General features: G+C 42.2%; 26 protein-coding genes. 15 read left to right on the top strand and 11 right to left on the bottom strand.

All coding sequences use genetic code 11. From position 1 onward, the window contains the following. The first annotated feature begins 51 nt into the window (after positions 1-51). On the top strand, positions 52-873 hold the full coding sequence (gene purQ, locus ARCPR_RS04085) for a phosphoribosylformylglycinamidine synthase subunit PurQ (protein WP_012940219.1): 822 nt from the start codon (positions 52-54) through the stop codon (positions 871-873). A 221-nt stretch (positions 874-1,094) separates the two neighbouring features. Here purQ and ARCPR_RS04080 read toward each other — a convergent pair whose 3' ends face one another. After that, positions 1,095-1,670: a hypothetical protein gene (locus ARCPR_RS04080; RefSeq protein WP_012940218.1), complete on the bottom strand. Its 576-nt coding sequence runs from the start codon at positions 1,668-1,670 to the stop codon at positions 1,095-1,097. A gap of 129 nt (positions 1,671-1,799) precedes the next feature. On the opposite strand from ARCPR_RS04080, the gene ARCPR_RS09340 reads away from it, so the two are divergent. The 3 genes from ARCPR_RS09340 (at position 1,800) to ARCPR_RS04065 (ending at position 3,644) form a co-directional block, all read left to right on the top strand. Continuing rightward, a complete protein-coding gene (locus tag ARCPR_RS09340) occupies positions 1,800-2,306 on the top strand; it encodes a type IV pilin (RefSeq protein WP_012940217.1) in 507 nt (168 codons plus the stop codon). 123 nt (positions 2,307-2,429) lie between these two features. Next, on the top strand, positions 2,430-3,227 hold the full coding sequence (locus tag ARCPR_RS04070; protein ID WP_012940216.1) for a 2-amino-3,7-dideoxy-D-threo-hept-6-ulosonate synthase: 798 nt from the start codon (positions 2,430-2,432) through the stop codon (positions 3,225-3,227). Between the two features lie 42 nt (positions 3,228-3,269). Continuing rightward, positions 3,270-3,644, top strand: coding sequence for a NifB/NifX family molybdenum-iron cluster-binding protein (locus ARCPR_RS04065; protein WP_048084784.1), 375 nt, complete (start codon positions 3,270-3,272; stop codon positions 3,642-3,644). A 1-nt stretch (position 3,645) separates the two neighbouring features. Here ARCPR_RS04065 and pheS read toward each other — a convergent pair whose 3' ends face one another. Together pheS and ARCPR_RS04055 are read right to left on the bottom strand one after the other, a co-directional pair. After that, positions 3,646-5,082 carry a phenylalanine--tRNA ligase subunit alpha gene (pheS, locus tag ARCPR_RS04060; protein WP_012940214.1) on the bottom strand — a complete coding sequence of 479 codons (1,437 nt, stop codon included), beginning with the start codon at positions 5,080-5,082 and terminating at the stop codon, positions 3,646-3,648. A gap of 35 nt (positions 5,083-5,117) precedes the next feature. Then, positions 5,118-5,777: a phosphoglycolate phosphatase gene (locus ARCPR_RS04055; protein ID WP_012940213.1), complete on the bottom strand. Its 660-nt coding sequence runs from the start codon at positions 5,775-5,777 to the stop codon at positions 5,118-5,120. A gap of 47 nt (positions 5,778-5,824) precedes the next feature. Here ARCPR_RS04055 and ARCPR_RS04050 point away from each other — a divergent pair, with 47 nt between their 5' ends. From ARCPR_RS04050 to ARCPR_RS04020, 7 genes are all read left to right on the top strand, one after another. Next, positions 5,825-6,475: a fibrillarin-like rRNA/tRNA 2'-O-methyltransferase gene (locus ARCPR_RS04050; RefSeq protein ID WP_012940212.1), complete on the top strand. Its 651-nt coding sequence runs from the start codon at positions 5,825-5,827 to the stop codon at positions 6,473-6,475. A gap of 101 nt (positions 6,476-6,576) precedes the next feature. Next, a complete protein-coding gene (locus ARCPR_RS04045) occupies positions 6,577-7,233 on the top strand; it encodes a metalloregulator ArsR/SmtB family transcription factor (RefSeq protein ID WP_012940211.1) in 657 nt (218 codons plus the stop codon). Between the two features lie 5 nt (positions 7,234-7,238). Continuing rightward, on the top strand, positions 7,239-10,886 hold the full coding sequence (locus ARCPR_RS10110) for a CDC48 family AAA ATPase (RefSeq protein WP_280959708.1): 3,648 nt from the start codon (positions 7,239-7,241) through the stop codon (positions 10,884-10,886). A gap of 24 nt (positions 10,887-10,910) precedes the next feature. Further along, positions 10,911-11,441 (top strand): archaeal heat shock protein Hsp20, encoded by a 531-nt coding sequence (hsp20, locus tag ARCPR_RS04035; RefSeq protein ID WP_012940209.1) that lies wholly within the window; start codon positions 10,911-10,913, stop codon positions 11,439-11,441. Between the two features lie 91 nt (positions 11,442-11,532). Continuing rightward, the gene (locus tag ARCPR_RS04030) at positions 11,533-12,387 is read left to right on the top strand and encodes an RAD55 family ATPase (protein ID WP_012940208.1); all 855 of its coding nucleotides are present in this window, start codon (positions 11,533-11,535) and stop codon (positions 12,385-12,387) included. Next, positions 12,360-12,695 (top strand): hypothetical protein, encoded by a 336-nt coding sequence (locus ARCPR_RS04025; protein WP_012940207.1) that lies wholly within the window; start codon positions 12,360-12,362, stop codon positions 12,693-12,695. The genes ARCPR_RS04030 and ARCPR_RS04025 overlap by 28 nt, the downstream gene beginning before the upstream one ends. Beyond that, positions 12,692-14,026, top strand: a complete 1,335-nt coding sequence (locus tag ARCPR_RS04020; protein ID WP_012940206.1) for an FIST N-terminal domain-containing protein — start codon at positions 12,692-12,694, stop codon at positions 14,024-14,026. The genes ARCPR_RS04025 and ARCPR_RS04020 overlap by 4 nt, the downstream gene beginning before the upstream one ends. Here ARCPR_RS04020 and ARCPR_RS04015 read toward each other — a convergent pair. The 5 genes from ARCPR_RS04015 to ARCPR_RS03995 form a co-directional block, all read right to left on the bottom strand. Continuing rightward, positions 14,001-14,891, bottom strand: a complete 891-nt coding sequence (locus ARCPR_RS04015) for a UbiA family prenyltransferase (protein WP_012940205.1) — start codon at positions 14,889-14,891, stop codon at positions 14,001-14,003. The genes ARCPR_RS04020 and ARCPR_RS04015 overlap by 26 nt on opposite strands. Positions 14,892-15,161: 270 nt before the next feature. Then, positions 15,162-15,467 (bottom strand): transcription factor S, encoded by a 306-nt coding sequence (locus ARCPR_RS04010; protein WP_012940204.1) that lies wholly within the window; start codon positions 15,465-15,467, stop codon positions 15,162-15,164. A 47-nt stretch (positions 15,468-15,514) separates the two neighbouring features. Then, on the bottom strand, positions 15,515-15,925 hold the full coding sequence (locus ARCPR_RS04005) for an NUDIX domain-containing protein (RefSeq protein WP_012940203.1): 411 nt from the start codon (positions 15,923-15,925) through the stop codon (positions 15,515-15,517). A 4-nt stretch (positions 15,926-15,929) separates the two neighbouring features. Next, the gene (thiE, locus tag ARCPR_RS04000; RefSeq protein WP_012940202.1) at positions 15,930-16,544 is read right to left on the bottom strand and encodes a thiamine phosphate synthase; all 615 of its coding nucleotides are present in this window, start codon (positions 16,542-16,544) and stop codon (positions 15,930-15,932) included. A gap of 27 nt (positions 16,545-16,571) precedes the next feature. Next, on the bottom strand, positions 16,572-19,457 hold the full coding sequence (locus ARCPR_RS03995; protein ID WP_012940201.1) for an intein-containing RctB family protein: 2,886 nt from the start codon (positions 19,455-19,457) through the stop codon (positions 16,572-16,574). 73 nt (positions 19,458-19,530) lie between these two features. Here ARCPR_RS03995 and ARCPR_RS09735 point away from each other — a divergent pair, with 73 nt between their 5' ends. Genes ARCPR_RS09735 through ARCPR_RS03980 form a run of 3 tightly spaced genes read left to right on the top strand, consistent with a single transcriptional unit; the run spans position 19,531 to position 21,255 of the window. Then, positions 19,531-19,785, top strand: coding sequence for a hypothetical protein (locus ARCPR_RS09735; protein ID WP_012940200.1), 255 nt, complete (start codon positions 19,531-19,533; stop codon positions 19,783-19,785). Between the two features lie 38 nt (positions 19,786-19,823). After that, positions 19,824-20,642: a molybdate ABC transporter substrate-binding protein gene (gene modA, locus ARCPR_RS03985; protein WP_012940199.1), complete on the top strand. Its 819-nt coding sequence runs from the start codon at positions 19,824-19,826 to the stop codon at positions 20,640-20,642. Positions 20,643-20,646: 4 nt separating this feature from the next. After that, complete coding sequence (locus ARCPR_RS03980) at positions 20,647-21,255, top strand: Kae1-associated kinase Bud32 (protein WP_012940198.1); 609 nt, start codon at positions 20,647-20,649, stop codon at positions 21,253-21,255. Here the strand turns inward: ARCPR_RS03980 and ARCPR_RS03975 are convergent. Continuing rightward, positions 21,252-22,118: a radical SAM protein gene (locus ARCPR_RS03975; protein WP_012940197.1), complete on the bottom strand. Its 867-nt coding sequence runs from the start codon at positions 22,116-22,118 to the stop codon at positions 21,252-21,254. The two genes, ARCPR_RS03980 and ARCPR_RS03975, sit on opposite strands and share 4 nt — an antisense overlap. A gap of 1 nt (position 22,119) precedes the next feature. Then, on the bottom strand, positions 22,120-22,755 hold the full coding sequence (locus ARCPR_RS03970; protein ID WP_012940196.1) for a 30S ribosomal protein S3ae: 636 nt from the start codon (positions 22,753-22,755) through the stop codon (positions 22,120-22,122). A gap of 51 nt (positions 22,756-22,806) precedes the next feature. Here ARCPR_RS03970 and cobB point away from each other — a divergent pair, with 51 nt between their 5' ends. Further along, on the top strand, positions 22,807-23,544 hold the full coding sequence (cobB, locus tag ARCPR_RS03965) for an NAD-dependent protein deacetylase (RefSeq protein WP_012940195.1): 738 nt from the start codon (positions 22,807-22,809) through the stop codon (positions 23,542-23,544). Between the two features lie 106 nt (positions 23,545-23,650). On the opposite strand, the gene serS is transcribed toward cobB, so the two are convergent. Next, positions 23,651-25,015 (bottom strand): serine--tRNA ligase, encoded by a 1,365-nt coding sequence (serS, locus tag ARCPR_RS03960; RefSeq protein WP_012940194.1) that lies wholly within the window; start codon positions 25,013-25,015, stop codon positions 23,651-23,653. Positions 25,016-25,050: the final 35 nt, after the last annotated feature.

Raw genomic sequence — 25,050 nt, 5'->3', positions numbered from 1 at the left:
AATTTAGATAATTTTCGACAGTGATATAACCGCATTCGTAGTATTCGCATCATGGATTTGGAAGAGATTAGAGTTGCAGTGCTGAGGATTGAAGGAACTAATTGTGAAGACGAAACTGTCAAAGCTTTCAGAAATTTGGGAGTTTATGCTGAGGCAGTTCATCTAAAGCAGTTTTACAGCGATACTGTTAGAGAGGATGAGCAGAGAAGCCTATTCGACTATCACTGCTTGGTAATCCCCGGGGGATTCTCCGCTGGAGACTATGTTAGGGCTGGTGCAATATTTTCTGCAAGGATTAAGAGCGTTTTAAGGAGGGATTTGGAGGTTTTCATAAAGGAGGGTTACCCCGTTTTGGGAATATGCAACGGATTTCAAGTATTGGTTGAATTGGGCGCTTTACCGGGATTCGATGAAGATAAGCCGATTGCAGAAAAGCCGGAGATGACTTTAACCGTAAACGCATCAGCGAGGTTCGAATGCAGACCTTCCCTGCTTAAGCACGAAAACAAGTGTGCTTTTACGAATCTTTTGGATATTGGAGAGGTTGTAATGTTTCCCGTGGCTCATGCCGAAGGTAGGGTTGTTTTCCCCAAGGAGAGAGAGGAAGAAATCCTAAATACTCTAATCGAGAATGGGCAGATAGTTTTCAGATACGTCGATGAGAGCGGAAACTACGCGGGTTATCCTTGGAATCCGAACGGCTCTGTATACAATATTGCTGGAATTTGTAATGTCAAGAGGAACGTCTTCGGATTGATGCCTCATCCCGAGAGAGTTTTTTGGGGTTATCAGCACCCTGAGATGAGAGAGGGTTACGGTGATGGAGCCGTAGTTTTTCAGAGCGTCATCGAGTATTTGAGGAAAAACTTTTAATCTTTAGAGACTAAAGCTTGTGGGCCCGTCTGCCATGCGTCCCCTGATTGGATGATGGGGATTCCACAGGGCGGGCTACACTTATACAGATACACCCTTGCTTAACGACCTGCATGTGGGAGTATCGGCTCCACTTTCTTTAAAGGTATAGCTGATATCGCGAACGATCTAACCCTTGGTTAATTTTGATGGGTTTGATGCAGTTTCCAATTCAAGGAGCATTAAGTAACGTTAAGCAATTTTAAACCCCTTAGTGCAATAACGTAAGCTGAAGCTGTATGCTTATCTACACCTAATTTTCTCATCAATTCTTCACCGATTTTGCTTGTATTAGCTGGATTGACATAAGATGGTTTCATTCCGTACAAAGGAACTCTCGCATAGTAAGGTTGCATGTAGAACCACAGGTTTTGCAAAATCTTTTTCCATCTCTTTGGAATTGTCGGTCTGACGATTACATAAGATTTGTTTCCATCAAAGTCGAACGTTAGAACTCTGAAGGATAAATCTTCTCGTATCTTGATGTTTATGTTCATGTGCTTGCTTTCGCCTTCGCATTGGAAAAGTAGCCAGTTACCGAATCTGACATCTTCCAATTTGACTTCCCTATCGAATTCCAACTCCTTATATAGCCGATTCAGTTCGTTTATTGATTCAATAACTCCATAGACTAAATCTATCGCTCCATCAACATATCTTCTGTTTGGTAAAATCTCGTAGCCAACCTTACGACATCTTTTATACATCGAAAACTGTGAAAGAGGTGGTTTTCCATCGTTTAAATACCCCTCAAACACTTTAAGAACCACCAATCTAAACAATTTAGTTGTTGCTATCAATCAAAGGGGCGGTTCGGTGAACGGTTAAGTAATGCAGTAATTTTTTTATACTTTGTTGATATAACTTTAACAATCGGAGGTGATGGCATGTTGTTTAAAAACGAGAAAGGTGTGAGCCCAGTTATAGGAGTAATTCTAATGGTGGCAATAACAGTAATACTGGCGGCAGTGATTGCGAGTTTCGTCTTCGGAATGGGCGGCAAACTTTCAACGACACCACCACAGGTACAGCTTGTCTTAAAGGATAATGCAACCGGGTTAAGTAGTGAGCAGAATCCTGTATTTGACATAGAGCACATGGGTGGAGATGACTTGATCTTTAACGAACTCGTAGTATATGTGTACTATGCTAATGGAACTCTGTATGACACATTAGGTAATTACAACACAACAGTCACACCCCCCCAACTTGAAGGAAACAAACTACTCATAAATGGTAGTGCCCTCAGCGATGACATATTATCTCCAGGAGAAAAAGTAACTGCATGGGAAAAGGATCCAAGCACTAACTTCACTGCGGGAATATACACAGTGAAGATATACCACAAACCATCATCAACATTCATCTTCACTGGAAACGTTAGAGTTGAGTAAACAATTCTTCTCTTTTTTATTATTTTCAGTTTTGCAATTCTGTATCGACTACTTTCTCACTTCACCAAAACACTTATATACTTGTTACTTTGACACAAAGTAACAAGGTGTCAAGGTGATGCTATGTGGGTAGGAAAAAGGATCAGGATTGAGAGGATAATAAACAGAGAAACTGGAAACACCGTAATAGTTCCTATGGATCACGGAGTTAGCATGGGGCCTATTGAAGGTTTAAGGGATATGCCGAAAATAATAAACGCTGTAGCGGAAGGCGGAGCTAATGCAGTTGTTCTGCATAAGGGGATGGTAGTTCATGGGCATAGGGGTTACGGGAAAGATATAGGATTAATCGTTCATCTGAGCGGTTCTACGTCTCTCTCACCAGATCCGAACGAGAAGGTGCTGGTTTGCAGTGTTGAGGAGGCAATAAGGCTAGGGGCTGATGCTGTGAGCGTTCACATAAACATCGGGAGTAAAACTGAAGCGGAGCAGCTGAAAAAATTGGGAATGATCAGCAAGATATGTGTAGAGTGGGGGATGCCCCTCCTTGCAATGATGTATCCAAGAGGGGAAGGAATAAACCAGTTCGATGAGAAGGCTGTTGCGCTAGTTTCAAGAGTTGGTGCTGAATTGGGTGCTGATATAGTCAAAACAAACTTTACTGGTAGTGTTGAGAGCTTTAGACGTGTGGTAGAGGGTTGTCCAGTGCCGATAGTCGTTGCTGGTGGACCTAAGATGAACAGCGTTGAGGAAGTTTTGAACATGGTCAGAATGGCTATGGATGCTGGAGCAAGGGGAGTTGCAATAGGTAGAAACGTTTTCCAAGCTGAAAATCCGACACTGATGACAAAAGCAATTGCAACGATAGTTCACGAGAATGCGAGCGTTAAAGAGGCCCTAGAAGTTTTAGGTAAGACCTAAATGCCGAAAACTTTGATATATTTCTTCAAAATCCTTGCTCACATGAGAATAGCAGTTCCCTGCGAAGCACCGAGCTTAGACTCAAACGTTTCAATGCACTTCGGACGTGCACCCTTCTTCGCAATCGTAGATGTCGAAAACGGAGAAGTTGTAAATGTCGAGTTCGTCAGGAACCCGTTCGAAGAGCACATGCCCGGTCAAATCCCAAGGTTTCTGCACTCCTTGGGAGTCAATGCAATCTTGGCCTACGGAATGGGTGTAAAAGCTAGAATGTTCTTTGAAAGCTTTGGAATTCAAGTTATCACCGGTGCATACGGAAGGGTTAGAGATGTTGTAAAGGGTTTCCTGACCGGAACCCTCGAGCTGGACTTGGAGTGGGAAAGCAGAGAGGAATTCCACAGGCATCATCACTACTAGTTTACCTGACAATTGCTGGCATCTCTCTAAGCCATCCGATATCTGGCAAGTACAATCTCCTGAGATCTTTTAAGCCGAGTCTAAGCATAGCTAACCTACCTATTCCTAAACCCCAAGCCAGAACTCTTCCTTTAATACCCAAAGGCTCCGTAACCTCCTTTCTGAATACACCAGCACCTCCAAGCTCTACCCAACCCAGACCCTCTACGTAAACTTCAGGCTCAACGCTTGGCTCTGTATATGGGAAGTAACCGGGTCTAAACCTTACGTTCTCGAAACCCATCTTTGAAAAGAACTCTTTTAGCAATCCCAAGAGATGTCTGAAGCCGACATCCTTATCCAAAACGACACCTTCAAGCTGATCAAATTCTGGTAAGTGTGTCGGATCTATAGCCTCTCTCCTGTATACCCTGTCTATGCAGAAAGCCTTCTGCGGCGGTTCAGGATTTTCGGCGAGGTATTTGATTGTTACAGCCGTTGTGTGAGTTCTCAAAACTAATTGTCTAGCCTTATTTACATCCCAAACTCCTTTCCAGCCAGTTGATCCCGTTATCCAGCCGTTTTCGTGAGTTTGCTTAACCCTATCAGCCAGATTCTCTGGAATGTCGACATACCTGTCGAGGTAGAAGGTATCTTGCATGTCTCTCGCAGGATGATCCTGAGGTTGAAATAGAGCGTCGAAGTTCCAAAAAGCTGGCTGAACGTAATTTCCCTTAATTTCCGTAAACCCCATTTCGAGAAATATCTTCCTGCACTCTCTTATTATGCGCTCGTACGGATGAACTTTACCGCCGTATATATCCTTAGCTGGTATTTTTACTTCGTACCTTGCAAACTCCTTACCCTTCCAAGACCTTGAAATTATTATCTCGGGAGTCAAATCAGTTATTACCTCCTTAAGCTCAAGCTTGGGTTTCTTTAGAATTCTGACGTAGATTTCTTTCCTCTCATCCTCTTCAACAAGCTTTCTCCTCTTTAAATCTTTCAAAACCTTATTGGGAACTTCTTCAAACCTACCTTCAGCTATGAGCTTTAAATATTCCTTTTCCTTGAAATCGACATCCTTAACGAGTTTAACCACATTATCTTTAACATCGACGGCACCCTTTCTCCTGAGCCATCCCAAAGCTATTCCAAGCATTTTCTTGTCGAAATGATTCTCGAGTTCATTCAAACTTATTTCTCCTCTTTCTTTCAAGAATCTAAATAGTCTCTCCTCTGGCAAGCCCTCCTCTAAATACCTTTTTCCTTCATCGGTAACTCTATACTCCTTTACAACAACCTCCTTAACATCTGCATAACCTTTTTCCTTTAAAAGGTAAGCACCTCTCAGTATGGCATCCTTACTAATTCCAGCAACCTTTTCAGCTTCATCAAGTTTGTACTCTTTTCCCTCTTCGAGTGATCGAAGTATCCTAACCTCGAATGGTGTCAGCATTGTATCAACTCCTACTGACTGAATAAAAGTGTTTTCTAAATGAGTCCCAAGAACTCAAGAGCTTCGACAACTCCGTCTCCATTAGGCTTCGATGTGACCAAATCCGCTACCTCCTTAAGCTTTTCATCCGCATTCGCAACTGCAACGCCAAAACCTGCAACTTCCAACATTTCAATGTCGTTTTCGGAATCACCTATCGCAATGAAATCCTTAACGTCCAAGCCAAGCTTATCGGCTATGAACATCAAAGCCTTCCCCTTGCTGACATTTGCATCGATTATGTGGTATGCGAAGCCTGTATCGACTATTCTAACATCTTTTGGCAGTATCTTTCTAGCTTCCTCTATAGGGAAGTTCCTCCTCATGCAGACCTCAGACTTCCTATATTCGTTGTCGAGAAGCTCTACTTTGAAGCGTTTTCTAAGTGTCTCCAAAGCTCTTAAGCATTTACTTCTATCCCCCAGAACTATGTCCTCTCCGTCGTAGCTGAATCTGACAACACCTCCGTTCTCAGCTATTACAATATCGGAAACACCTATAATCTTAGCTACAGCCCTTGCAAAGCATGAAATGTTTCCGGTTGCCAAGACAACAGGAATCTTTAGTTTTCTAAGTGCTTCGACCGCTCTGCAGTTTATTGCCCTCTTCTTATCCGTCAAAGTTCCGTCTATATCAACTACCAAAGCCTTGAACACAAAGAGGGGTAGGAAAGTTATTTTTATTCTTTATTCAACCTACCGTCATGAATGCCAAGCGCATAATTCACAATGTTTACATGCTTGAGAAAGACGGTGTCAAGATATTGGCTACTAAAAGCAAGTATGGAAGTCATTACGGCGAGAGAAAGATTGGAGAGTTCAGAGAGTGGATTCCTTCAAGAAGTAAGCTTTCTGCGATGTTCATGAAGGGTTACGTGATAGATATAAAGCCAAACTGGAAGGTACTCTACTTAGGTGCCGCAAGTGGAACGACTGTCAGCCATGTAGCGGATATAGTTGACGAAGGCGTTGTTTACGCTGTGGAATATTCTGCAAAGCCCTTTGCCAAGTTCCTTGAGCTTGCAAAGGAGAGAAAGAATATAATACCACTACTACAAGATGCTTCAAAGCCTTGGAAGTACAGTGGAATAGTAGAGAAAGTGGACTTCATATATCAGGACATAGCTCAGAAAAACCAGATAGAGATTTTTGAGAACAACGCCCGATTCTTTTTGAAGGAAGATGGTGAGGGAGTTATAATGGTTAAAGCTAGAAGCATAGACTCAACGGCTGAGCCTGAAGATGTTTTCAGACAGGTTATAAGGAGGCTGAAGGAGAGCTTTAAGGTGATTGCTTACGGAAGCTTGGAGCCCTATCACAAGGATCATATTTATGTCCACGTTAGGATGAAATAAAATTTTGAACAATTTTGACGCTCTCCTTTCCGACTTAATCGAAATCTTTATATATTTCTTTACTAACCAAAAGTTAGTAAACCTTGGTTAGGGTGATTACAATGGATGTCAATGAACTCCTTGACATTCTTGGAAACGAGAGTAGAAGAAGGATATTGTCCCTCTTAGCTCAGAAACCATGCTACGTCAGCGAAATTGCTTACTGTTTGAAGATGGCTCCAAAGGTCGTAATCGAACACTTAGAGAAGCTTGAAAAAGCTGGAATAGTCAAGAGCTTCGAGGAGGGGAAGAGGAGGTACTACTACATCGATAAGAGCTTCAGACTAGAGGTAACTTTATCACCCTACAGATTCTCGGCAAAGGTTGTAGAGAATGGGAACATTGAAAAGAACGATCTCGTCAACGTTATGCAAGATCTGCTCAATCTAAGATACTCAAGAGATATCTCAAGCATAACTGAAACATTATCGAGAATTGAGAGGATGCAAGATGTGCTCTCTAGAATTCAGTGTTATGTGAACTCCAAGATCAACGAAATTATGGGCGAGCTACTTTCGGCTGTGGAAAAGTTTACAAACGATGAAATTGAGAAGCTTGTATTATATGGATTAGCTAAAGGCTTGAGAGAGCTTGAAATAGCGGAGTACTTTGGATTAATGTATTCTGAAGTCGAATCGGCCTTAAAGAGGTTGGAGGAGAGGGGGTTAATAGAAAGGGTTGTTGAGGGTGGTAGGATCGTTTGGAAGTTTAGGAGGTGATGAGCTTGACGGATAAGAAGGAAGCAGTTTTGAGGGTCGCCGAGGCGTATTATCGAGATGTTGGTAGAGGCATTGCGAGAATAGATCCCGAAGTTATGGAAAAACTGGGATTGCAGAGCGGTGATGTCATAGAGATTATAGGTAAGGAAACTGTTCCAGCAATAGTCTGGCCGGGCTATCCTGAGGATAGGGGTAAGGGGATTATCAGGATAGACGGTAGCATTAGAAACAACGCTGGAGTTGGGATAGGTGACAGGGTTAGAATAAGAAAGGTTGAGGCGAGGCCTGCTGAGAAGATAGTTCTAGCTCCAACAGAGCCAGTTAGACTGATGGGCGGTGAAGCTTACCTGCTCAGACTCTTGGAGGGAAGACCGGTTAAGAGAGGGCAGAAGATCAGGGTTGAAGTGTTCGGGCACGTTTTGACATTTGTAATAGTCTCAACTAAGCCGACAGGTGTCGTTATAGTGAACAGAGATACGGACATAGAACTTAAGGAGAGGCCAGTTGAAGAAATCAAGAGGAACGTTCCTAACGTAACTTATGAAGACATAGGTGGCCTGAAGAGGGAACTTAGACTAGTTAGGGAGATGATAGAACTCCCACTGAAGCATCCCGAACTCTTCCAACGCTTAGGAATAGATCCGCCGAAGGGTGTACTGTTGTACGGGCCACCGGGAACTGGTAAGACTTTAATTGCTAAAGCCGTTGCTAACGAGGTTGATGCACACTTCATTCCTGTGAGCGGCCCAGAGATCATGAGCAAGTACTACGGAGAGTCAGAGCAGAGATTAAGGGAGATATTTGAGGAGGCTAAGGAGAATGCTCCATCGATAATATTCTTCGACGAGATTGACGCAATAGCTCCAAAAAGAGAGGAAGTTACAGGAGAAGTTGAAAGAAGGGTTGTAGCTCAGCTTTTGGCTTTGATGGATGGTTTAGAGGCTAGAGGAGACGTCATCGTAATAGGCGCAACCAACAGACCGGATGCGATTGATCCAGCTTTGAGAAGACCCGGTAGATTCGATAGAGAAATTGAGATCGGTGTCCCAGATAGAGAGGGTAGGAAGGAGATTTTGCAGATTCACACTAGGGGAATGCCAATAGAGCCAGATTACAACAGGAACGATGTGCTTAAGGTTCTTAGACAGATGAAGGAAGAGGGTAAGAATGTTGACAAATTCATAGAAAGAGTCGAGAAGGCTACGAGTGAGGAGGAGATAGTTAACATACTCAAAGAGGATGAAGAAATCTTTAGCGAGGTCAGAAACAGGCTCATAGACTTGATGCTTGAAGAATTAGCAGATCTGACGGTAGGTTTCGTAGGTGCAGATCTTGCCGCTTTGGCTAAGGAAGCTGCAATGCATGCGTTGAGGAAGAGGATAGAGAGCGGAGAGATAGATGTCGAGGCTGAGGAGATTCCAGAGGAAGTGCTTGAGAGACTTAAGGTTACGAAGGAGGACTTCTTGGAGGCTCTTAAGTTGATAGAGCCTTCTGCAATGAGAGAGGTGCTTGTAGAAATCCCGAAGGTCACGTGGGATGATGTGGGTGGGCTTGAGCATGCGAAGCAGGAGTTGAGAGAGGCTATAGAATGGCCTTTGAAGTATCCAGACATCTACAGAGCTACTGGCATAAAGCCACCTAAGGGAATCCTGCTTTACGGACCGCCCGGCACGGGTAAAACACTGCTGGCTAAGGCCGTAGCAAACGAAGCTAACGCCAACTTCATAAGTGTTAAAGGTCCTGAGTTGCTGAGTAAGTGGGTCGGTGAGTCAATAACTGGAGATGAAATAGTTTTAGCTAAGGTGAATGGTAAGCTTAAGGTTTTGACAGCTGAGGAGCTTTATAATGCTTGGATGAACGGAGAAGAAATAGAGATACCCTGCATTAGATTTGAAAGCGACGAGGTTGTTTTTTCGAAGTTGGAGAGGGTAGCCAAGCATGTCAGAAGGACTCCAATATATGAGATAAGAACAAAAACCGGAAGAATTGTAAAGGTTACTGCGGATCACTCAATATTTACGATTAGGAACGGTGAAATCGTACCAATAAAGACATCAGAGCTTAAGAAGGGGGACATCGTTCTAATACCGCAGTACCTTCCAGAACTGCATGAGGATGAGGTAGAAGGGGTTAAGATAAACGAAGATTTGGCTTTGCTGATAGGATTATACATAGCGGAAGGATCGATGAATAAAGGTAGAGTAAGGATACACACGAGGGATGAAGATATTATAGAGAAGCTGAATGAGATTTGCGAGAAACTTGGTTTGGAGGGCAAATACTACGATGACGGAAGCTACCACATAAAGGGTCTAAAGTTCTTCGAGCATTTCGGAGTTGGTGCAAAGAACAAGAGGCTTGGAGATGCCCTATCTCTTAGAAGGGATTTGCTCGCTAAGGTACTGCAAGGTTACTTCAGTGGTGACGGATCGTTCTACCTTAAGAATCACAAAAGATCAGCCTTCATAGAGGCTGTAACGACGAGCAGGCAGTTAGCTAACGAGTTACTCGTTGCACTTCAAAGATTTGGAATTGTAGCCAATCTAAAGGTTAGAAGGAACAGATGTGGCAACTACGAATACAGGATTTTAATAGGAAGAACTGAGTTCATAAGGATATTTGCAGAGGAGATAGGGTTCATTCAGAAGGATAAGATGGTCAGAATAAATGAGTTTCTAATGAGTAGAAGGTGGACGAGAGGAAAGACCGATGTTCCAGCAGAGCTCGTAAACTGCAGTAATGTTGACGTTTTAAGCGATAGAGTAGCCTTGAAATTAGGATACAAAGTTAAAGCACTGTTTTTCGATAGAGTGTCTTCGATTCGAAAGTTAAACAGAGAAGATAAGTTCGTCTACGACTTGGTTGAAGTTGTTGAGGGTTCAAACTTCATAGCAGGTGGAATTGTTGTTCACAATAGTGAGAGACACGTAAGGGAAATGTTCAGAAAGGCCAAGCAGGTTGCTCCATGCATTCTGTTCTTCGATGAAATAGACGCCTTAGCACCGAGGAGGGGATTAGGTGCTGACACTAATGTGACGGAAAGAGTTGTCAGCCAGCTATTGACCGAATTGGATGGTATAGAGGAGCTTAAGGATGTGTTTGTGATTGCTGCAACTAACAGACCCGACATGATCGATCCAGCTTTACTAAGACCGGGAAGAATCGAGAGACACATATACATCCCGCCACCGGACAAGGCTGGAAGAAAGGAGATCTTCAAGATACACCTCAGAGGAAAACCTCTCGCCTTCGATGACGAAGACGTAAGAAAAGCGGTTGAGTTGTTAAAGGCTGAAAACAAGGAGTTCGATAAGGTTAAGAGTGCCCAAGATATCGACAAGTTGCCAGATGAACTAAGGAGAAAGTTGGAGGAGAAGCTGAGAGAGTTGATATGCGAGTGGTTGGCTGAAAAAACCGAAGGTTACACTGGTGCAGACATAGAGGCTGTTTGCAGAGAGGCTGGTATGCTTGCGATAAGAGAAGCTGTAAAGCCCGGAATGACCAAGGAAGAAGCTAAGGAGATAGCTAAGAGGATAAGAATTACTAAGAGACACCTAGAGAAGGCGATCGAAAGGGTTAAGCCGAGTTTGACCAAAGAAGACTTGAAGAAATATGAGGAGATAATGGAAACCTTCCACAAAATGTACGCTTAACTTTAATTTCTGGAGGTGGTGGACATGGCCTGGTGGAGAAGAAGGAGGAGGGAGGAATGGGAGCCATTTGATATATTCGGTAGGGAATTTGATTTCATAGATGAGATATTTGAGAGGATGGTTAGGGATATAGAGGAGATGTTCAGAAGGTTCGAGAGAGGGGAGGGTGAGATGAAACCAATAATAAGAGGTTTCAGCATAAGAATCGGACCAGACGGAAAGCCGGAGATAAAGGAGTTCGGAACTAAGCCAGAAATAAGTGAAACGGGCATTGAAGAGAGGAAACCGCTCATTGACGTAATTGAGACGGATGAAGAAGTTCAAGTTATAGCGGAGATGCCCGGAGTTAGCAAGGAAGACATCGAGCTAAATGCAACCGAGAGAGAGCTTGAGATAAAGGCTGAAAGCGAGAACAGAAGGTACTACGAAAGGGTGGAGCTTCCATGCGAAGTTATTCCTGATTCTGCAAAAGCGAGATACAACAACGGAGTATTGGAGGTAATATTTAAGAAGAAGTATCCCGAAAAGAAGGGTAAGAAGATTAAAGTTGAATAATTTTTTATACATTTTTGTTTTTCAGATTTTTTAAGAGTCATAGGGCAACTTTTATTAAGTACTTTAAGCCACAGAGATTGGGTGAATGATGATGAGAGTCAAAACCGGCGTATTTGGATTGGATCCTCTGCTAAGTGGAGGATTTCTACCAAATACAATTAATGTCGTCCTAGGAGGTACAGGAGTTGGAAAGACCATATTTACGCTTCAATATGTTCTTCAAGGTCTAAAAAATAAGGAGTGTTGTCTTTTCGTTTCATTCGACATGGATGAAGATGATGTTATAAAAACTGCTGAGAATATGGGTTGGGATGTTAGGAGTTACATTGAGTACGGACTTCTAAAAATAGGGAAGTTCATCGTCGAAGATATAACATTCCTAAACAACGAGCTTATAAATTTCATACTCAAGAGCGCTAACGGCAATGTTAGAATAGTTATAGACTCTTTCACTCCCCTTCTATCTACGCCAGATTACAATGTAAGGAAAGAGGTAAACTGGTTTTTCGAACAGCTCAGAAGGGTCGGAACGACAGTCATAACTATTGAAGAGCCGTTATCTGGTAACCTAGATGTGCCAAGCATAACACTTCCCGCATTCCTTTGCGACTGTCTCATTCACATGAAGAGGTTGGGATACGGAGAAATACTTGACAGGACTTTGAGAATAGTTAAGCATAGGAATTCATGGCATGCCGAAGGCGTTTTTCCGTACAGAATATTCAAAGGTTTGGGAATAGTCGTCGATAGCAAACATTACGTCGAAAATATCAGAAAGAAAATGGAGCTAACAGATATTTTCAGCGAAGAGGAGGTAAAAAGTACCCCAAAAGAGCTACTCGAAAAAATAGAGATGGCATTGATGGAGAGTTTTTACCACGATGAAGAAGTTAAGCACATGATAAGGTGGGTGGTTGAATGTTATCGAGAATTTACCAAATCTTAAGCATATTGGACGATCCTTCTCTAATCTTTATCGGAGTGTTTAGAATAGATGGTGATCCCATATTGGTCAGATGCAAAGACAAAATTATACTTTTAAAGATCGTAGACTGGCTCGACGGGCATATAAAGGCTAGTCTGGATATGATAGTTGCGGAGGAGCTTGGCGAGATAGGTACCAAATTCAAAGATCTCTTTGTCAGATTAGTACCCCTCTCTAAGACTTTAGTACTGGTCATGATTGCGAACGAAGAGATGTCGCTCTACAAGTTCGAAATGGATATATCATCCCTGCGCTCAGCACTGTCATGATCCAATATGTTTACACGCTTTACACTGACTTTGATGAAATTGTTAGAGATCTTGATAACAAGCTCGAGCTAGATTTCGAACCCAGCTTCTACTTTCTATTTCTAACCGAGAGCACTTGGAGAATCTACGATAAAGTGTTGAAGTATCTTAGGACGAGATTTCCAGATTGTAAGATGTCTGGTTGTATTGTTGAAGGGTACGTAACCAAGGAGGGAGTTTGGACACGGGGTTTGGCATTACTGCTCTTTGAAAATGATGTCGAAGTTTTATGGACTAAAGGAAAGACAGCCGAAGAGACTTTCACAAGGTTGAAGAGAGCTATGAAAAGCTGGAGTTCTGCAATAACGATATTTCCTCTCTTCAGATTCAGCAGTAGATTGGACATAATTAATTTCTCAATATTGAACAACACACTTTGGAGGTATAGGCTCTGGAGAGCTAGAGATAGAAAATCAAAGCTTGAAGTTTTGGAAAGATGTTCAAAATTTTTAGAAGAAAAATATGTTTTTCCAGCAAACAAAGCTTTGAGGGTTTTTGATGGTGAGAAACCAGTTGTTGGGCTGAACCTGCTTCCCTTAGAGGCAGGCTTCGGAACACCCTTAATTTTCGCTAACTACAATGTTTTAGGAAGATCTGCAGTTGGTGTGTGTTTAAAGGAAAAAACTAATGCGATCTTTCACGACGTTTTCCCAGAAAGGGGTAAAAGTTACGAAGAAACCACAGAGATAATTAGAAATACTTTCACGAGCGTTAAGGAAGTGAATGTACTTAAAAAGGGTGTTACTATTGGAGAGGTAAACAGCATTCCCGCTGTTGAATTTCTTAAGAGGGAGAGGCTTATACAGACTTACGGCGAGAACGAAGTTGTAAGGATGCTCGAAGAAGATAAGCTAAGGACAGTTTCACCTTACGGCTTGGCTTTCATTAGTGAAGAGACCTATGGATCGTCCTTACTAGGTTTGGCTCCTTATCCTCTACCAATTTATCCGTCATTGTTTGACTTAAACGTATTTCATGACAAAGCTCTTTTTGTAGGAGAATTTTTTGAAGGCGGAGTTAAGGCATTTAGAGGTTTGTTTGAAGAAAAGAAATTCAAAGATTCTTTTGATTTCTTTGTTATAGATGCCAACGCGATACCGATGTTCGCTGGAAGGTGTATCGAAATAAGGAACATGGCCAATGAATTTTGCGATAGATACTTTGGTATATTTTCAGCATTTCCATCGATAAGATACAGACGTTTGGCGAAAAAACATTTCTCTGAAATCGAAAGAGGTTTGTGCTTTAACGGAACAGGAACTTCGGTCATGATTGAGATAAAAGACCGCTGACTATAAATAGCGCTATCGAAACGAAGTTCATGAGCAGAGTTCTCTTGAAATAAGGTAAAGTTTCTAGCGATAATTTCCACACCTTCTCTTTAAGTTGCTTAACGAAGAGTAACGTTGGTATGATTGGCAAGGCGGAAATAATAGTTGTTACATCATAAACATCTATCAACACACATACTATGATCGTTGAATAATACAAAATTATAGACGTATAAGCTAATTTTATTAAACTGCTTGGACTAAACACGACGCCGATCGTTTTTAAGCCAGCTTTCTCGTCACCGCTAACGTCTCTGATATCTTTGATGAAAACTCCGAAAAGCACGAAAAATAAAACGGTTAATGAAAGGGCAATAGCTTTAACGTTTAAATCTTCGAAGAAAGTCCAGATGAGTAGTGTAAAAGACGGGTAGGATATTACGAATGAAGTTAACTCCGTAACGTAATTATCTTTCAACCTTCCAAGAAATCTACCTAAGGTCAATCTGTCTGAATACGTCCAAGTTATCAAAAAGCATAATATGAACAGAGCCAAGCTTACATAATTTCCGTATTTGAGGACTATTAAAAGAGCTGCTAAATATAACAAAATAGCCAAGATTACTCCTAAAATTCTTACATTTAATCCTTCTGCAAAGACATTGTATTTGCCACCTAATATATCTTCTTTAACATCGTTCACGTGATTCCATAGGTTTACCGCAGGATAGAATGTGAAAGAGAATAATATTGCGATCAAAAGCAAATTTAAGTCGTGAGTGGACTGCGAAAACACTACGAACTGGAGTACAGGAATTGGATAGATAATTGTCAAAGGCCTTGCAGAAAATTTTAAGAGTTCAATAAAATATTTAATAAGTTCCATAATCTGTTTTATGCTCCAATGAACAGCCTTATCTCTCTAACAGCCTTTTCAGCTTCCTTTTTCTCGACCTTCTTTTCCATTTTCATCACCTCAAGATTGAAATGTCTTTAGAGAAGATAAATTTATCTAAATTTATAAAATTATTATTATACTAATGATTAGAATTTATTTCCAAGATTTTTATGTTAAAAGTTCTAAGAAGAAATTAAATTTAAACTTAGTTGAATTTAACCAAGATAAAAATGAATCCAAAAAACAAATAAAAAGTATTTAAGCGTACTCTCTCCAAGTTTTACCACATTTTGTGCATCTGTAGAACCTAGTTTCTGGCTCATCTGCAGCTCTCATCTGCCTTATCCACCAGTAAGCTTCGGTATTGCCACAATAAGGGCACACGACTCTTGTCTTTGGTAGTGTCTCAATTCTCTCCTCAATTACAGGAATTTCGTTTTCATTTCTCTTCGATTCTATTACAAACTCCTTTTTCTCGCTCTCCTCTTCGTATTCGCACTTCCTGCAGACGAACTTACCGTTTTTGAGGATCATGAAGCTACCGCACTTTGGACAGAACTTCAAGCGACCACCTCCGCAGGTTGGTAGCTACGTTGGGGTTGTTAAAAAAGTTAACTCTCAATTAGCTCTACCAAGTAAGGCTTGGCATCTTCGATCATCTTGTTGTGATCGAAAGCAAGCTTCGGTAGTGAATCGAGCTTGAAAACACCTACATCCTTTGCATCACTGCTTGCCTTAAGCTCTCCACCTTTTGGAATTGCAATGAAGCATACGGAGACGAAGTGCCCTCTTGGATCTCTATTCGGATCGGAGTAAACACCTATGAGTCTGTAAGGCTTTACATCCAATCCAGTCTCTTCCTTAACCTCTCTAATTAAGGCATTCTCTACCGTCTCACCGTATTCAACTATTCCACCGGGCAAGGCGTAGTGATCCTTGAAAGGCTCGTTCTTCCTCTTGATAAGCACGATTCCTCCTTTGTATGGAATTATCGCATCCACCGTTAACGTTATGCACTTCATGAGATTAGTCGTCCAAATACCTTTTAACAATTTCTAACAACTCTTTGGCTGATTTCTCCGGATTTTGAGAATTTGCAATTGCAGAAATTACTGCCACTCCCTTAACCCCTGTTTTCAGAACATCCTCAATGTTAAATTTGTTTATTCCGCCTATCGCTACAACGGGCTTTTTGACAGATGAAACTATTCTTCTAAGACCTTCCAAGCCTATCGGCTCTTTGGCATTCTTCTTTGTGGTAGTTCTAAAAACTGGTCCTGCACTTATGTAATCGATATACCTCTCGGCCTTTTTAGCTTCATCAACGCTATGTGTAGAGACTCCGACAATTCCGTCAAAGATATCTTTCACAACTTCGAATGGTAAATCGTCTTGTCCTAAATGAACACCGTCAGCTTCAACTGCCAAAGCCAGATCGACCCTGTCATTCACTATAAGCGTTGCAGAATATTCCCACGTAAGCTTCCTCAGATTCTTGGCAACGCTGAACATCTGTCTGGCACTCATATTTTTCTCCCTAAACTGGATAAATCTAACTCCTACCCTTAAAACTGCCTCAGCTAGCTCTTCATGCGTTCTACTAAACTCTGAAGACGTTATAAAGTACAGACCAATTTTCATGTCCAAAAATTTGAAATAAATACGGCTTTAACCCTTAGCAACGCCTAAGGGTCTTAATCTTGCAACTATTTTTGAAATTCCGGCTCTATGCACAACTTCAACGACATCGTCGCTCATCTTGTAAGCCTCTGGAGCCTCTTCAGCAAGAAGTGCACCGTGTGTTGCTCTAACGTATATACCTTGCTTCAGTAGTCTGTTCTTCACCTGATCTCCTCTCAACCTCCTCTTTGCTGCAGCTCTGCTCATAACTCTACCACTTCCGTGGCATGTTGATCCGAAGGTTTCCTCCATAGCTTTTTCAGTTCCAACGAGCACATAGCTTGGTGTTCCCATTGAACCCGGTATTAGGACTGGCTGACCAATCTTTTGGTAGTCTTTGGGAATATCTGGATGTCCTGGGCCGAAAGCCCTCGTAGCTCCCTTTCTGTGGACACAGAGCTTCATCTTCTTGCCGTCAACTTTGTGCGTTTCAAACTTGGCTATGTTGTGTGCAACATCGTAAACTAGCTCCATTCCCAAATCATCCTCACTCATTCTAAAGACCTTCTGGAAGGTTTCCCTTACCCAGTGAGTGATTATCTGCCTGTTACACCAAGCGTAGTTGGCTGATGCGGCCATACCTCCAAAGTAATCTTGTCCCTCCTTGCTGTTTATCGGTGCACATGCCAACTGCCTGTCTGGGAGCTTTATTCCGTATTTCCTTACCGCTCTATCGAGCACGACCAAGAAGTCACTACAAACCTGATGTCCCAAACCTCTGCTTCCGCAGTGGACCATTACGGTAACCATTCCCTCCTCCAAGCCCATCGCTTTGGCACACTCCTCATCATAGATCTTTTCAACGTATTGCACCTCCAAGAAGTGATTTCCGCTACCCAAAGTTCCAAGCTGTGGTTTGCCTCTTTCTCTCGCCGTTCTGCTTACTACTTCTGGTTTTGCTCCTTCCATTGCTCCATTCTCCTCGCAGTGCTCCAAATCCTTCTCGTAGCCGTATCCATTCTCAACAGCCCATCTAGCACCCTCAACCAAAATCTCGTTAAGTTCTCTATCGCTAACCCTCAACCTACCTTCACTTCCAACACCCGAAGGAACGGCTACGAACAACTCATCTATAAGCTCCTTAATTTTCGGTCTAACCTCATCTACAGTCAAATTCGAACGAATTAACCTTACTCCACAGTTGTGAACGACTATACCGTTAGCTATGAAGTTGTGTGCTTTGTGTAGCACGCCAATGTCGTAGAACAAGTCGTATTTTGGTTCTACGATTTCAACCTTTACAACCCTGTCATAGACGAATCCACCAGAAGCTCCAAACCTTTCAACGAACTCTTCAAATGTCGGGAAGTTTTCCGGGACTCTAACATCCTCTACATTTTCATACAACGCTCTCTCTACAAGTCTTCTGTTTACATATTCACAACAAACTGCACATGCATTCTTCAAGCTTCCAGTTCTCTCGTGAATTTCCCTTGCAGATTCGATTGCTTTAGCTCTTAGCTCTTTGATTAAATTCTTCCTTTTCAGATATTCCAAAGCGAGCAAACCCAACTCCTTCTTCTCTCTTGAATACTCGTATCCAATCTTAGCCAAGAATTTCCTTACGTTTTCTTCTCCGACGATTGCAAGCCTGAGCGTTACCGAGCCTTCCAAAGATTTCACTTCGTAGATCGTGCTTTCAATTTCGAATTCTTTAAGTAGGCCTTTAATGTCCTCCATAAATTCTCTGAGGTTCGATTCAAGTTCTTTCGACTTTGACTGTGTTATATTTATCGGTAACGGTGTGTATCCTTTGAAGACAACCTTACTACCATCCGCTCCGAATAGTCCAGCTAAGAAGTTCCTCTTAACCCATAACGGTGCTTTCTTGATCCAATCTGGAATTCTGTAAGGTTGTTCAGTCTTTTTACCTATCGGTAAGCCGAGTTTGTGCATTAGTATCGCAAACGATCTTGCTGTAACCCTTATCCTACAATCCGTGCAATCACTGTAGTATTCTGAATACGGACTTCTTATCTTTAAATGTCTCCTTCTCGAATAAGCCTTTGAAGCTTTCACACCCAAGCTTTCAAGGTCTTTAGCTACTTCTTCAAGCGTTTCTAATTTACCGTAGAACTCTAAGGTCAACCTTTTACCACTCTTTACAATGCAACCATCTCCAAATGCAAATCCCAACAACCTCGCAATCGTTCCAATTCTCTTGTCTTCGTATCTCAACGGTATCAATTTTCTTTCTCTAAGATATCTTACGATTTGCGCATCGTAATCTTTGAAATCGTCCTCATTTAGAATAGTTCCTTCAAATTGTTCGAACTCGACTCCTTCAAACGGATATACTACAACTTCGTCGCCTTCTTTAATCTCTCCAAGATTCTTGTATCCTTTTCTCGTCAAAACTGGATGATCTGAACTACCTTCCAAAACCCTTCCAAACTCCGTCGTTATCCTTATGGCCTTATCATCCGCACTCCTTGCAGAAACGAATGCGAGTTCTCCAGAGTCGTTGTGTCCCTCCTCAACATCGTAAACCTTTACATTCTCTCCATTTGCGGGTAAGTCTTCTATCTTGATCCAGTATCCGTGTTCTGTCAAGATGCTTGAATTAGGAGACAGACAGTTTATGTCGAAACCTACACCTCCAGGGCTAATAACACCCTCCTCAACGTCAAATCCAGCTACGCCTCCAATCGGAAAACCGTAGCCGACGTGGACGTCTGGCATAACTAAGCTTGCCTTTTGGATGCCTGGTAGAGTTGCAACGTTCGCTGCTTGCTCAACTGCATCCTTCTCGAGAAGTTGCATGAGCTTTCGGCTAATGTAGAATACTGCTGGAACTCTCATCCCTGGTTTGTAACTTTTGGGTAACTCCCACTTGTAATCCGTAATCTTTCTGAATAAGCTTTCAAACCCCATACCCTAAGTATACGCGGGATTTTTAAGATTTTGTGAGGAAAAAGCTTAAATTGAAAGGTACAAGCTTTGAGGGATGGCAGCGAAAATAATTAGGTGTCCCTACTGCGGTGAAGAGATTGAGCTTAAAGACCTTTACGAGGGATTGGAAGTTAGATGTGACCTCTGCGGAACAGTTCTGCTGTACAGGGAAGGTAAGTTCTTGAACCTAGATACGAACGAAGAGTACGACCTTGAAGATTTGGAGAGGGAAGAGGAGGAAGAGCTTGAGGAACTTGAAGAGGAGTTTGAGGAGGAAGAGGAATATTACTACGAGGAAGAGGAGTTTTGAGTTAAAAATTTATCTTTAATTCATTCGATATATTCGACATGATAGAGATTCCTGAAGATAGGGGTAAGGACATTCACGGTTTGGAGTATCCCGATGAGGCTGAGCTAATTCTCTTCATGGCTGGAAACCAGTTTATGGTAATGGACGAGCTTTTGCAGGCTTTTAGAGAGGAGTATGGTATTGAGAAAATTTTCTACGAAACCCTCCCACCCGGCTTACTGCTCAAGCAGATTCTCGAAGGCGCGAAGTATAGGGATGTTGTACTCCCACAGATTCCAGATGTCTACAGTTCTGTAAGCGAGGATTCGATGAAGCTGCTCAAGGAGAAAGGGCTTATAGACGATTACTTCGTTTACCTGCACAACCGCATAGTTCTAATGGTTCCTAAAGGTAATCCGAAGAGAATAAGGTCGATATTCGATTTGGCAAGAGACGACATTGTAGTATCTCATCCAAATCCAGAGAACGAGGACATAGGTAAGTATATCGTGCAGATGTATCTTGAGGTTGGTGGGGAAAAGCTTAGGAGAAAGATAATGGAAAAGAAAGCTAGAGAGGGTACGACGATCTACACACTAGTTCATCATAGGGAGACTCCAGAGAGAATTTTGAAAGGTAAGGCTGATGCTGGCTGGGTTTGGGCCACTGAGGCCATCTACGCTCGGATGAAAGGACTACCAGTTGAAATGGTTGAGGTTGAGATAGACATGAGTGACAGGGTGAACTATTACATAGCCAAGCTTAAGAACGCTCCGAATCCTGAAAATGCGGAAGCTTTCTTGGAGTTTATAAAATCTGAGAAGGCACAGAGAATCTATCAGAAATACGGATTTGTTCCTCATTTTGTAAGGGAGTGAGATAATGCTGAATTACGGAAAGCTTGAGAGAGTTTACTTGGGTGGAGAGGCGGAGGTTAGAATTTACGAGAACATTGTTGAGAAGATCAGAAAGCCTAAGCGATACAGACACCCCAACTTGGATGAGATTTTGAGGAGAAGTAGAACTAAAACTGAAGCTAAGATAATATCTCTTGCAAGGAGGCAGGGAGTTCCCACTCCGATAATTTTAGACATTGAAGGTGATAAGATAGTCATGGAGAGAATCAAGGGAAAGCCAGTCAAAGAGGTAATGAGCGAAGAGATAAGCGAGGAAATCGGGAGGTTAGTTGCTAAGATGCACAGAGTCGGTATAATTCACGGAGATGTGACACCGATGAACATGATTCTAAGCGACGGTAAGATTTACTTTGTCGATTTTGGTTTGGCATTCATTGAGGACAGAGTAGAGCCGAAGGGGGTTGATTTGCATGTCTACTTCGAATCTCTCAAAGCGAGTTTTGACAACTGGGAAAGGCTAAAAGAAGCGTTTATTAGAGGTTATAGAGAAGTTTACGAAAAGGCTGAAGAGGTTATAAAGAGGGCTGAGGAGATAGAGCTTAGGGGAAGGTACGTTGAGAAGAGGATGACCTAGACATCGATTACAAACCTCCACTCCCTCCTAATCTTTGGCGGTTCTCTTGCAATCGAGTTTCTCCTAACAAACTTCAAATCGCTCAAATCTTCTAACTGCTTCAATATTTCGTCCAAAACGGCCTTTATACATCCCGGAATGACCACATTTACAAACTCGCTACAATCGTAAACGACCTTAAGATAATCGTAGAGGCTATTTGATCTCTCGACATCAAAACCGACGGAGAGCAGATCGTTCAAACAGTCGTTATAGACGGAGCAGGGCTGGATGAAGTGCTCATCCACACCAATATCACCCAAAATTTTGGCTAGCTTTACAAGCTCAGAATCGTTAAAGTTTGGAAGAAAAACAGACCTGACGGTTAAAATGCAGTCCATATTCACGGCATTCTCAATGTTTTCGAGAACATCGTGGAATTTGTCCTTTCCAGTAACGATCTTGTAGCTCTCAGAATTTGCCACATCTAAGCTTACCATCGCAATGTCTATCAAACCGTCCAAATCCGTGAAATCAATCGTTCCGTTCGTTTGCAGATCGATTCTTACATCTCCAAAAATCTCCCTCAACTTCTCAATTATCTTTGCAACTTTATCAACTCCAGCCAGTAACGGCTCCCCATACTGCGAGATCGTTACAACCTTAGGATTCAAATCGCCGTAGTATCCCTCCTTGGGAGCCGTTCCTCTATTCACGGCAACTTTGGAGTAGCAGTAGATGCAATTTAGGTTGCAGGCTGTGGTTATCTCGTAAGATGGATGGTGCTTAGGCTCTTTAATGGATAAGTCGAGACCCTCGCAAAAAATGCAGTGCTTTGGATAATTCAACTTGAGAACAAATTTTTCAAAACCCTCTGAAAACATGTTAAGAAGCTACAGCTTCAGCCTGCTGTGGCTGTTCAACTTCAACTTGCTTTGGTTCAGCCAGAAGCTCGATCTTCCTTATTTCAACTCTCCTGAGCGGGTATATTTTCTTTGCGTTCTTGTAAATCTCCGAAGGAATTCTTCCCAAGATGCACTCTTGCAAGAACTGGACGAAGTTCTTCTGGCTTGCGTTGTTGATGATAATCTCTCTCATTATCTTCCTGATAGCGCTCTTCTGAGAAGTCTTGCATCTCTTGACGGTGAAAGCGACTGGCTTAACCCTTAAAACGTAGCCGTCAGCTGTTGTAACATCGATAACATCATCTATCTTGCTCGTCCTTCTCCTGATTAGGCTGTTGATGTACTCTCTCATCATCTCAAATCTATGAAACTTTGTGTACGCGTTCTCGCCGGAGACTCTGTAAACCTTGAATATCAGCTTCTTGTACGGGTTCTGATTCGAATAATCGTTCGTTAGCTCTGCCAGAGTAACCTCAACCGTTCTGTTTATCACTTTGCTCGGATCATCTGCTGGTGTTTCTCCAATCTCAGCTAGACCGAAGTATTCAGGAGCGATGAGCGTATACCACTTTTTCATACTCCACTTGTCCTTTACTCTAGCCTTTCTTCTCGCCATAAGGCTTAGCACTAGGAGTCAATTAATAAATTTTTTCACCGATGTCTAAACATGGTCATAGATAATATCGCAAGACTTCTGAAGAATTCGAAGCACGCTGTAGTGTTTACAGGTGCTGGCATTTCAGCCGAGAGCGGTATACCAACATTTAGAGGTGCGAACGGTTTGTGGAGTAAATACGATCCTGAAGAGGTTGCATCAATTTATGGATTTATGAGAAATCCAAGAGCATTCTGGGCTTTTGCAAAGGAATTAATTGTAAAAACAAAAGCAAAGCCTAACGCTGGGCATTACGCAATTGCAGAGCTTGAGAGAATGGGGATAGTCAAGGCTGTCATAACTCAAAACATAGACATGCTTCATCAAAAAGCTGGAAGTAGAAGGGTTTTGGAGCTACACGGTTCTCTGAAATACGTAGACTGCCTTAAATGTGGAAAGACTTACGAGTGGGAGGAAATAATTAGCAAAATTGACGACATCAAATGTGAAAATTGCGGTAGTTTATATTTAAAGCCGAGGATAGTCTTCTTTGGTGAACAACTGCCAAGAGACGTGCTAAACGAAGCTATAGAGGAAGCTAAGAAGTCTGATCTTTTCATCGTTGTAGGTTCATCTCTTCAGGTTTATCCCGCTGCGAGTTTGCCTTTTATAGCAAAGGAGAGTGGGGCTAAGCTCGTTTTAATAAATAAAGATCCAACTGACAAGGATTGGTTGTTTGACATCGTTGTTTACGGAAAGGCCGGTGAAATTTTACCAAAAATTGTCGAAAAAGTCAAGAAAATGATTTAGCCTCAGAAATCGGCAAATTCATCACTTATCAGTACTGTTTTTTCATCATCGGTAGGTGTAGTTACTCCCAAGTTTAAATCAATTTTGTGGTATTGTAATCTATTAATCAATCCTTCTTAGGCTCGATGAACTCCTTTGGAGCGGATTCAATCGGCTCAAGATACTTCCTGAGCACTTTGGGAATCTCAACCCTGCCATCCTCAAGCTGGAAGTTCTCAATTATAGCCGTTATAGCTCTTGTCGTAGCTATTGCAGTTGAGTTGAGCGTATGAACAAATCCCTTTGAAGGAGCCCCTTTCTTCTCCGCATACCTTATATTCAACCTGAAGCTCTGCCAATCCGTGCAGTTGCTACACGAGACCATCTCCCTGAACTTTCCTTGGGCTGGCATCCAAGCTTCCAAGTCGTATTTTTTAGATGCAACTATACCCAAATCTCCAGAGCATACGTTCACAACCCTGTAAGGAATCCCCAAACCCTGCCAGAGCTTTTCAGCATTCTCTATCAGCTTTTCATGCCAATCCCAGCTTTGTTCAGGTAAGCAGTAGACGAACTGCTCAACCTTGTTAAAGATGTGAACTCTGAATATTCCCTTCGTGTCTTTGCCGTGAGCGCCAGCTTCTTTTCTGAAGCAGGGACTGACTCCAGCGTAAAGCAAAGGTAATTCGTCTTCAGCTAAAACCTCGTTCATGTGCATGCTCGCTAAAGGGTGTTCCGATGTTGCAATCAGATACAGGTCTTCATCCTCAATCTTGTACAGCATCTCCTCGAAATCGCTCAGGGCCGTTACACCCTGATAGGCTTTCCTGTTCAGCATGTAGGGTGGCATAACCACCCTAAACCCCTGCTTGGCTAAGAAATCCAAAGCGTACATCATCAGTGCGAAATCTAACCATACTAGATCGTCGAACATGTAGTAGAATCTCGAGCCAGCAACCTTTCCCGCTTTAAGCGTATCAACGAATCCGAACTTTTCGACATAGTCTGCATGACCTATGACCGGTTTGTCTATGACTTCATAATCTACATTGAAACCTTCGGTTTGCTTGAGGAACGCATCTAAATGCTCTCTGTAAACCTTACACTTACCCCAGAACCTTATTGGAACGTTGTCCTCATCGCTCTCTCCAATCGGAACGCTCTCGTGAATTATGTTCGGAATTGAAAGCAAAATGTCCTTAAGCTCTTTCTCTACCTTCTTAAGCTCGTTCTCCTTCTCCTTGATTAGCTGTGAAATTTCCCTAGCTTTTGCTATCAACTCTTGACTCTTAGCCTTCCTAATCTCCTGAGAAATCCTGTTCCTATCGTGTCTCAGCTCGTCAAGTTCCTTCATCAGCTTTCTGTAGAGTTTGTCAAGTTCTATAGCTTTGTAAACGATTTCAACATTCTCTCCCCTCCTTTTTTGAGATTCGATGAGAATTTCGGGATTGTCTCTCAAAGCCTTGAGTATGCTCCAGTGATAGCTCAGCATTGCCCCATGTTCTCGTAAGGCTATAAAACGTTTGG

The sequence above is a fragment of the Archaeoglobus profundus DSM 5631 genome, assembly GCF_000025285.1.
GTDB classification, from domain to species: Archaea; Halobacteriota; Archaeoglobi; order Archaeoglobales; family Archaeoglobaceae; genus Archaeoglobus_B; species Archaeoglobus_B profundus.
Note: the sequence above shows the minus strand (reverse complement) of the source record. Positions and strands in the feature narration are given on the sequence as shown.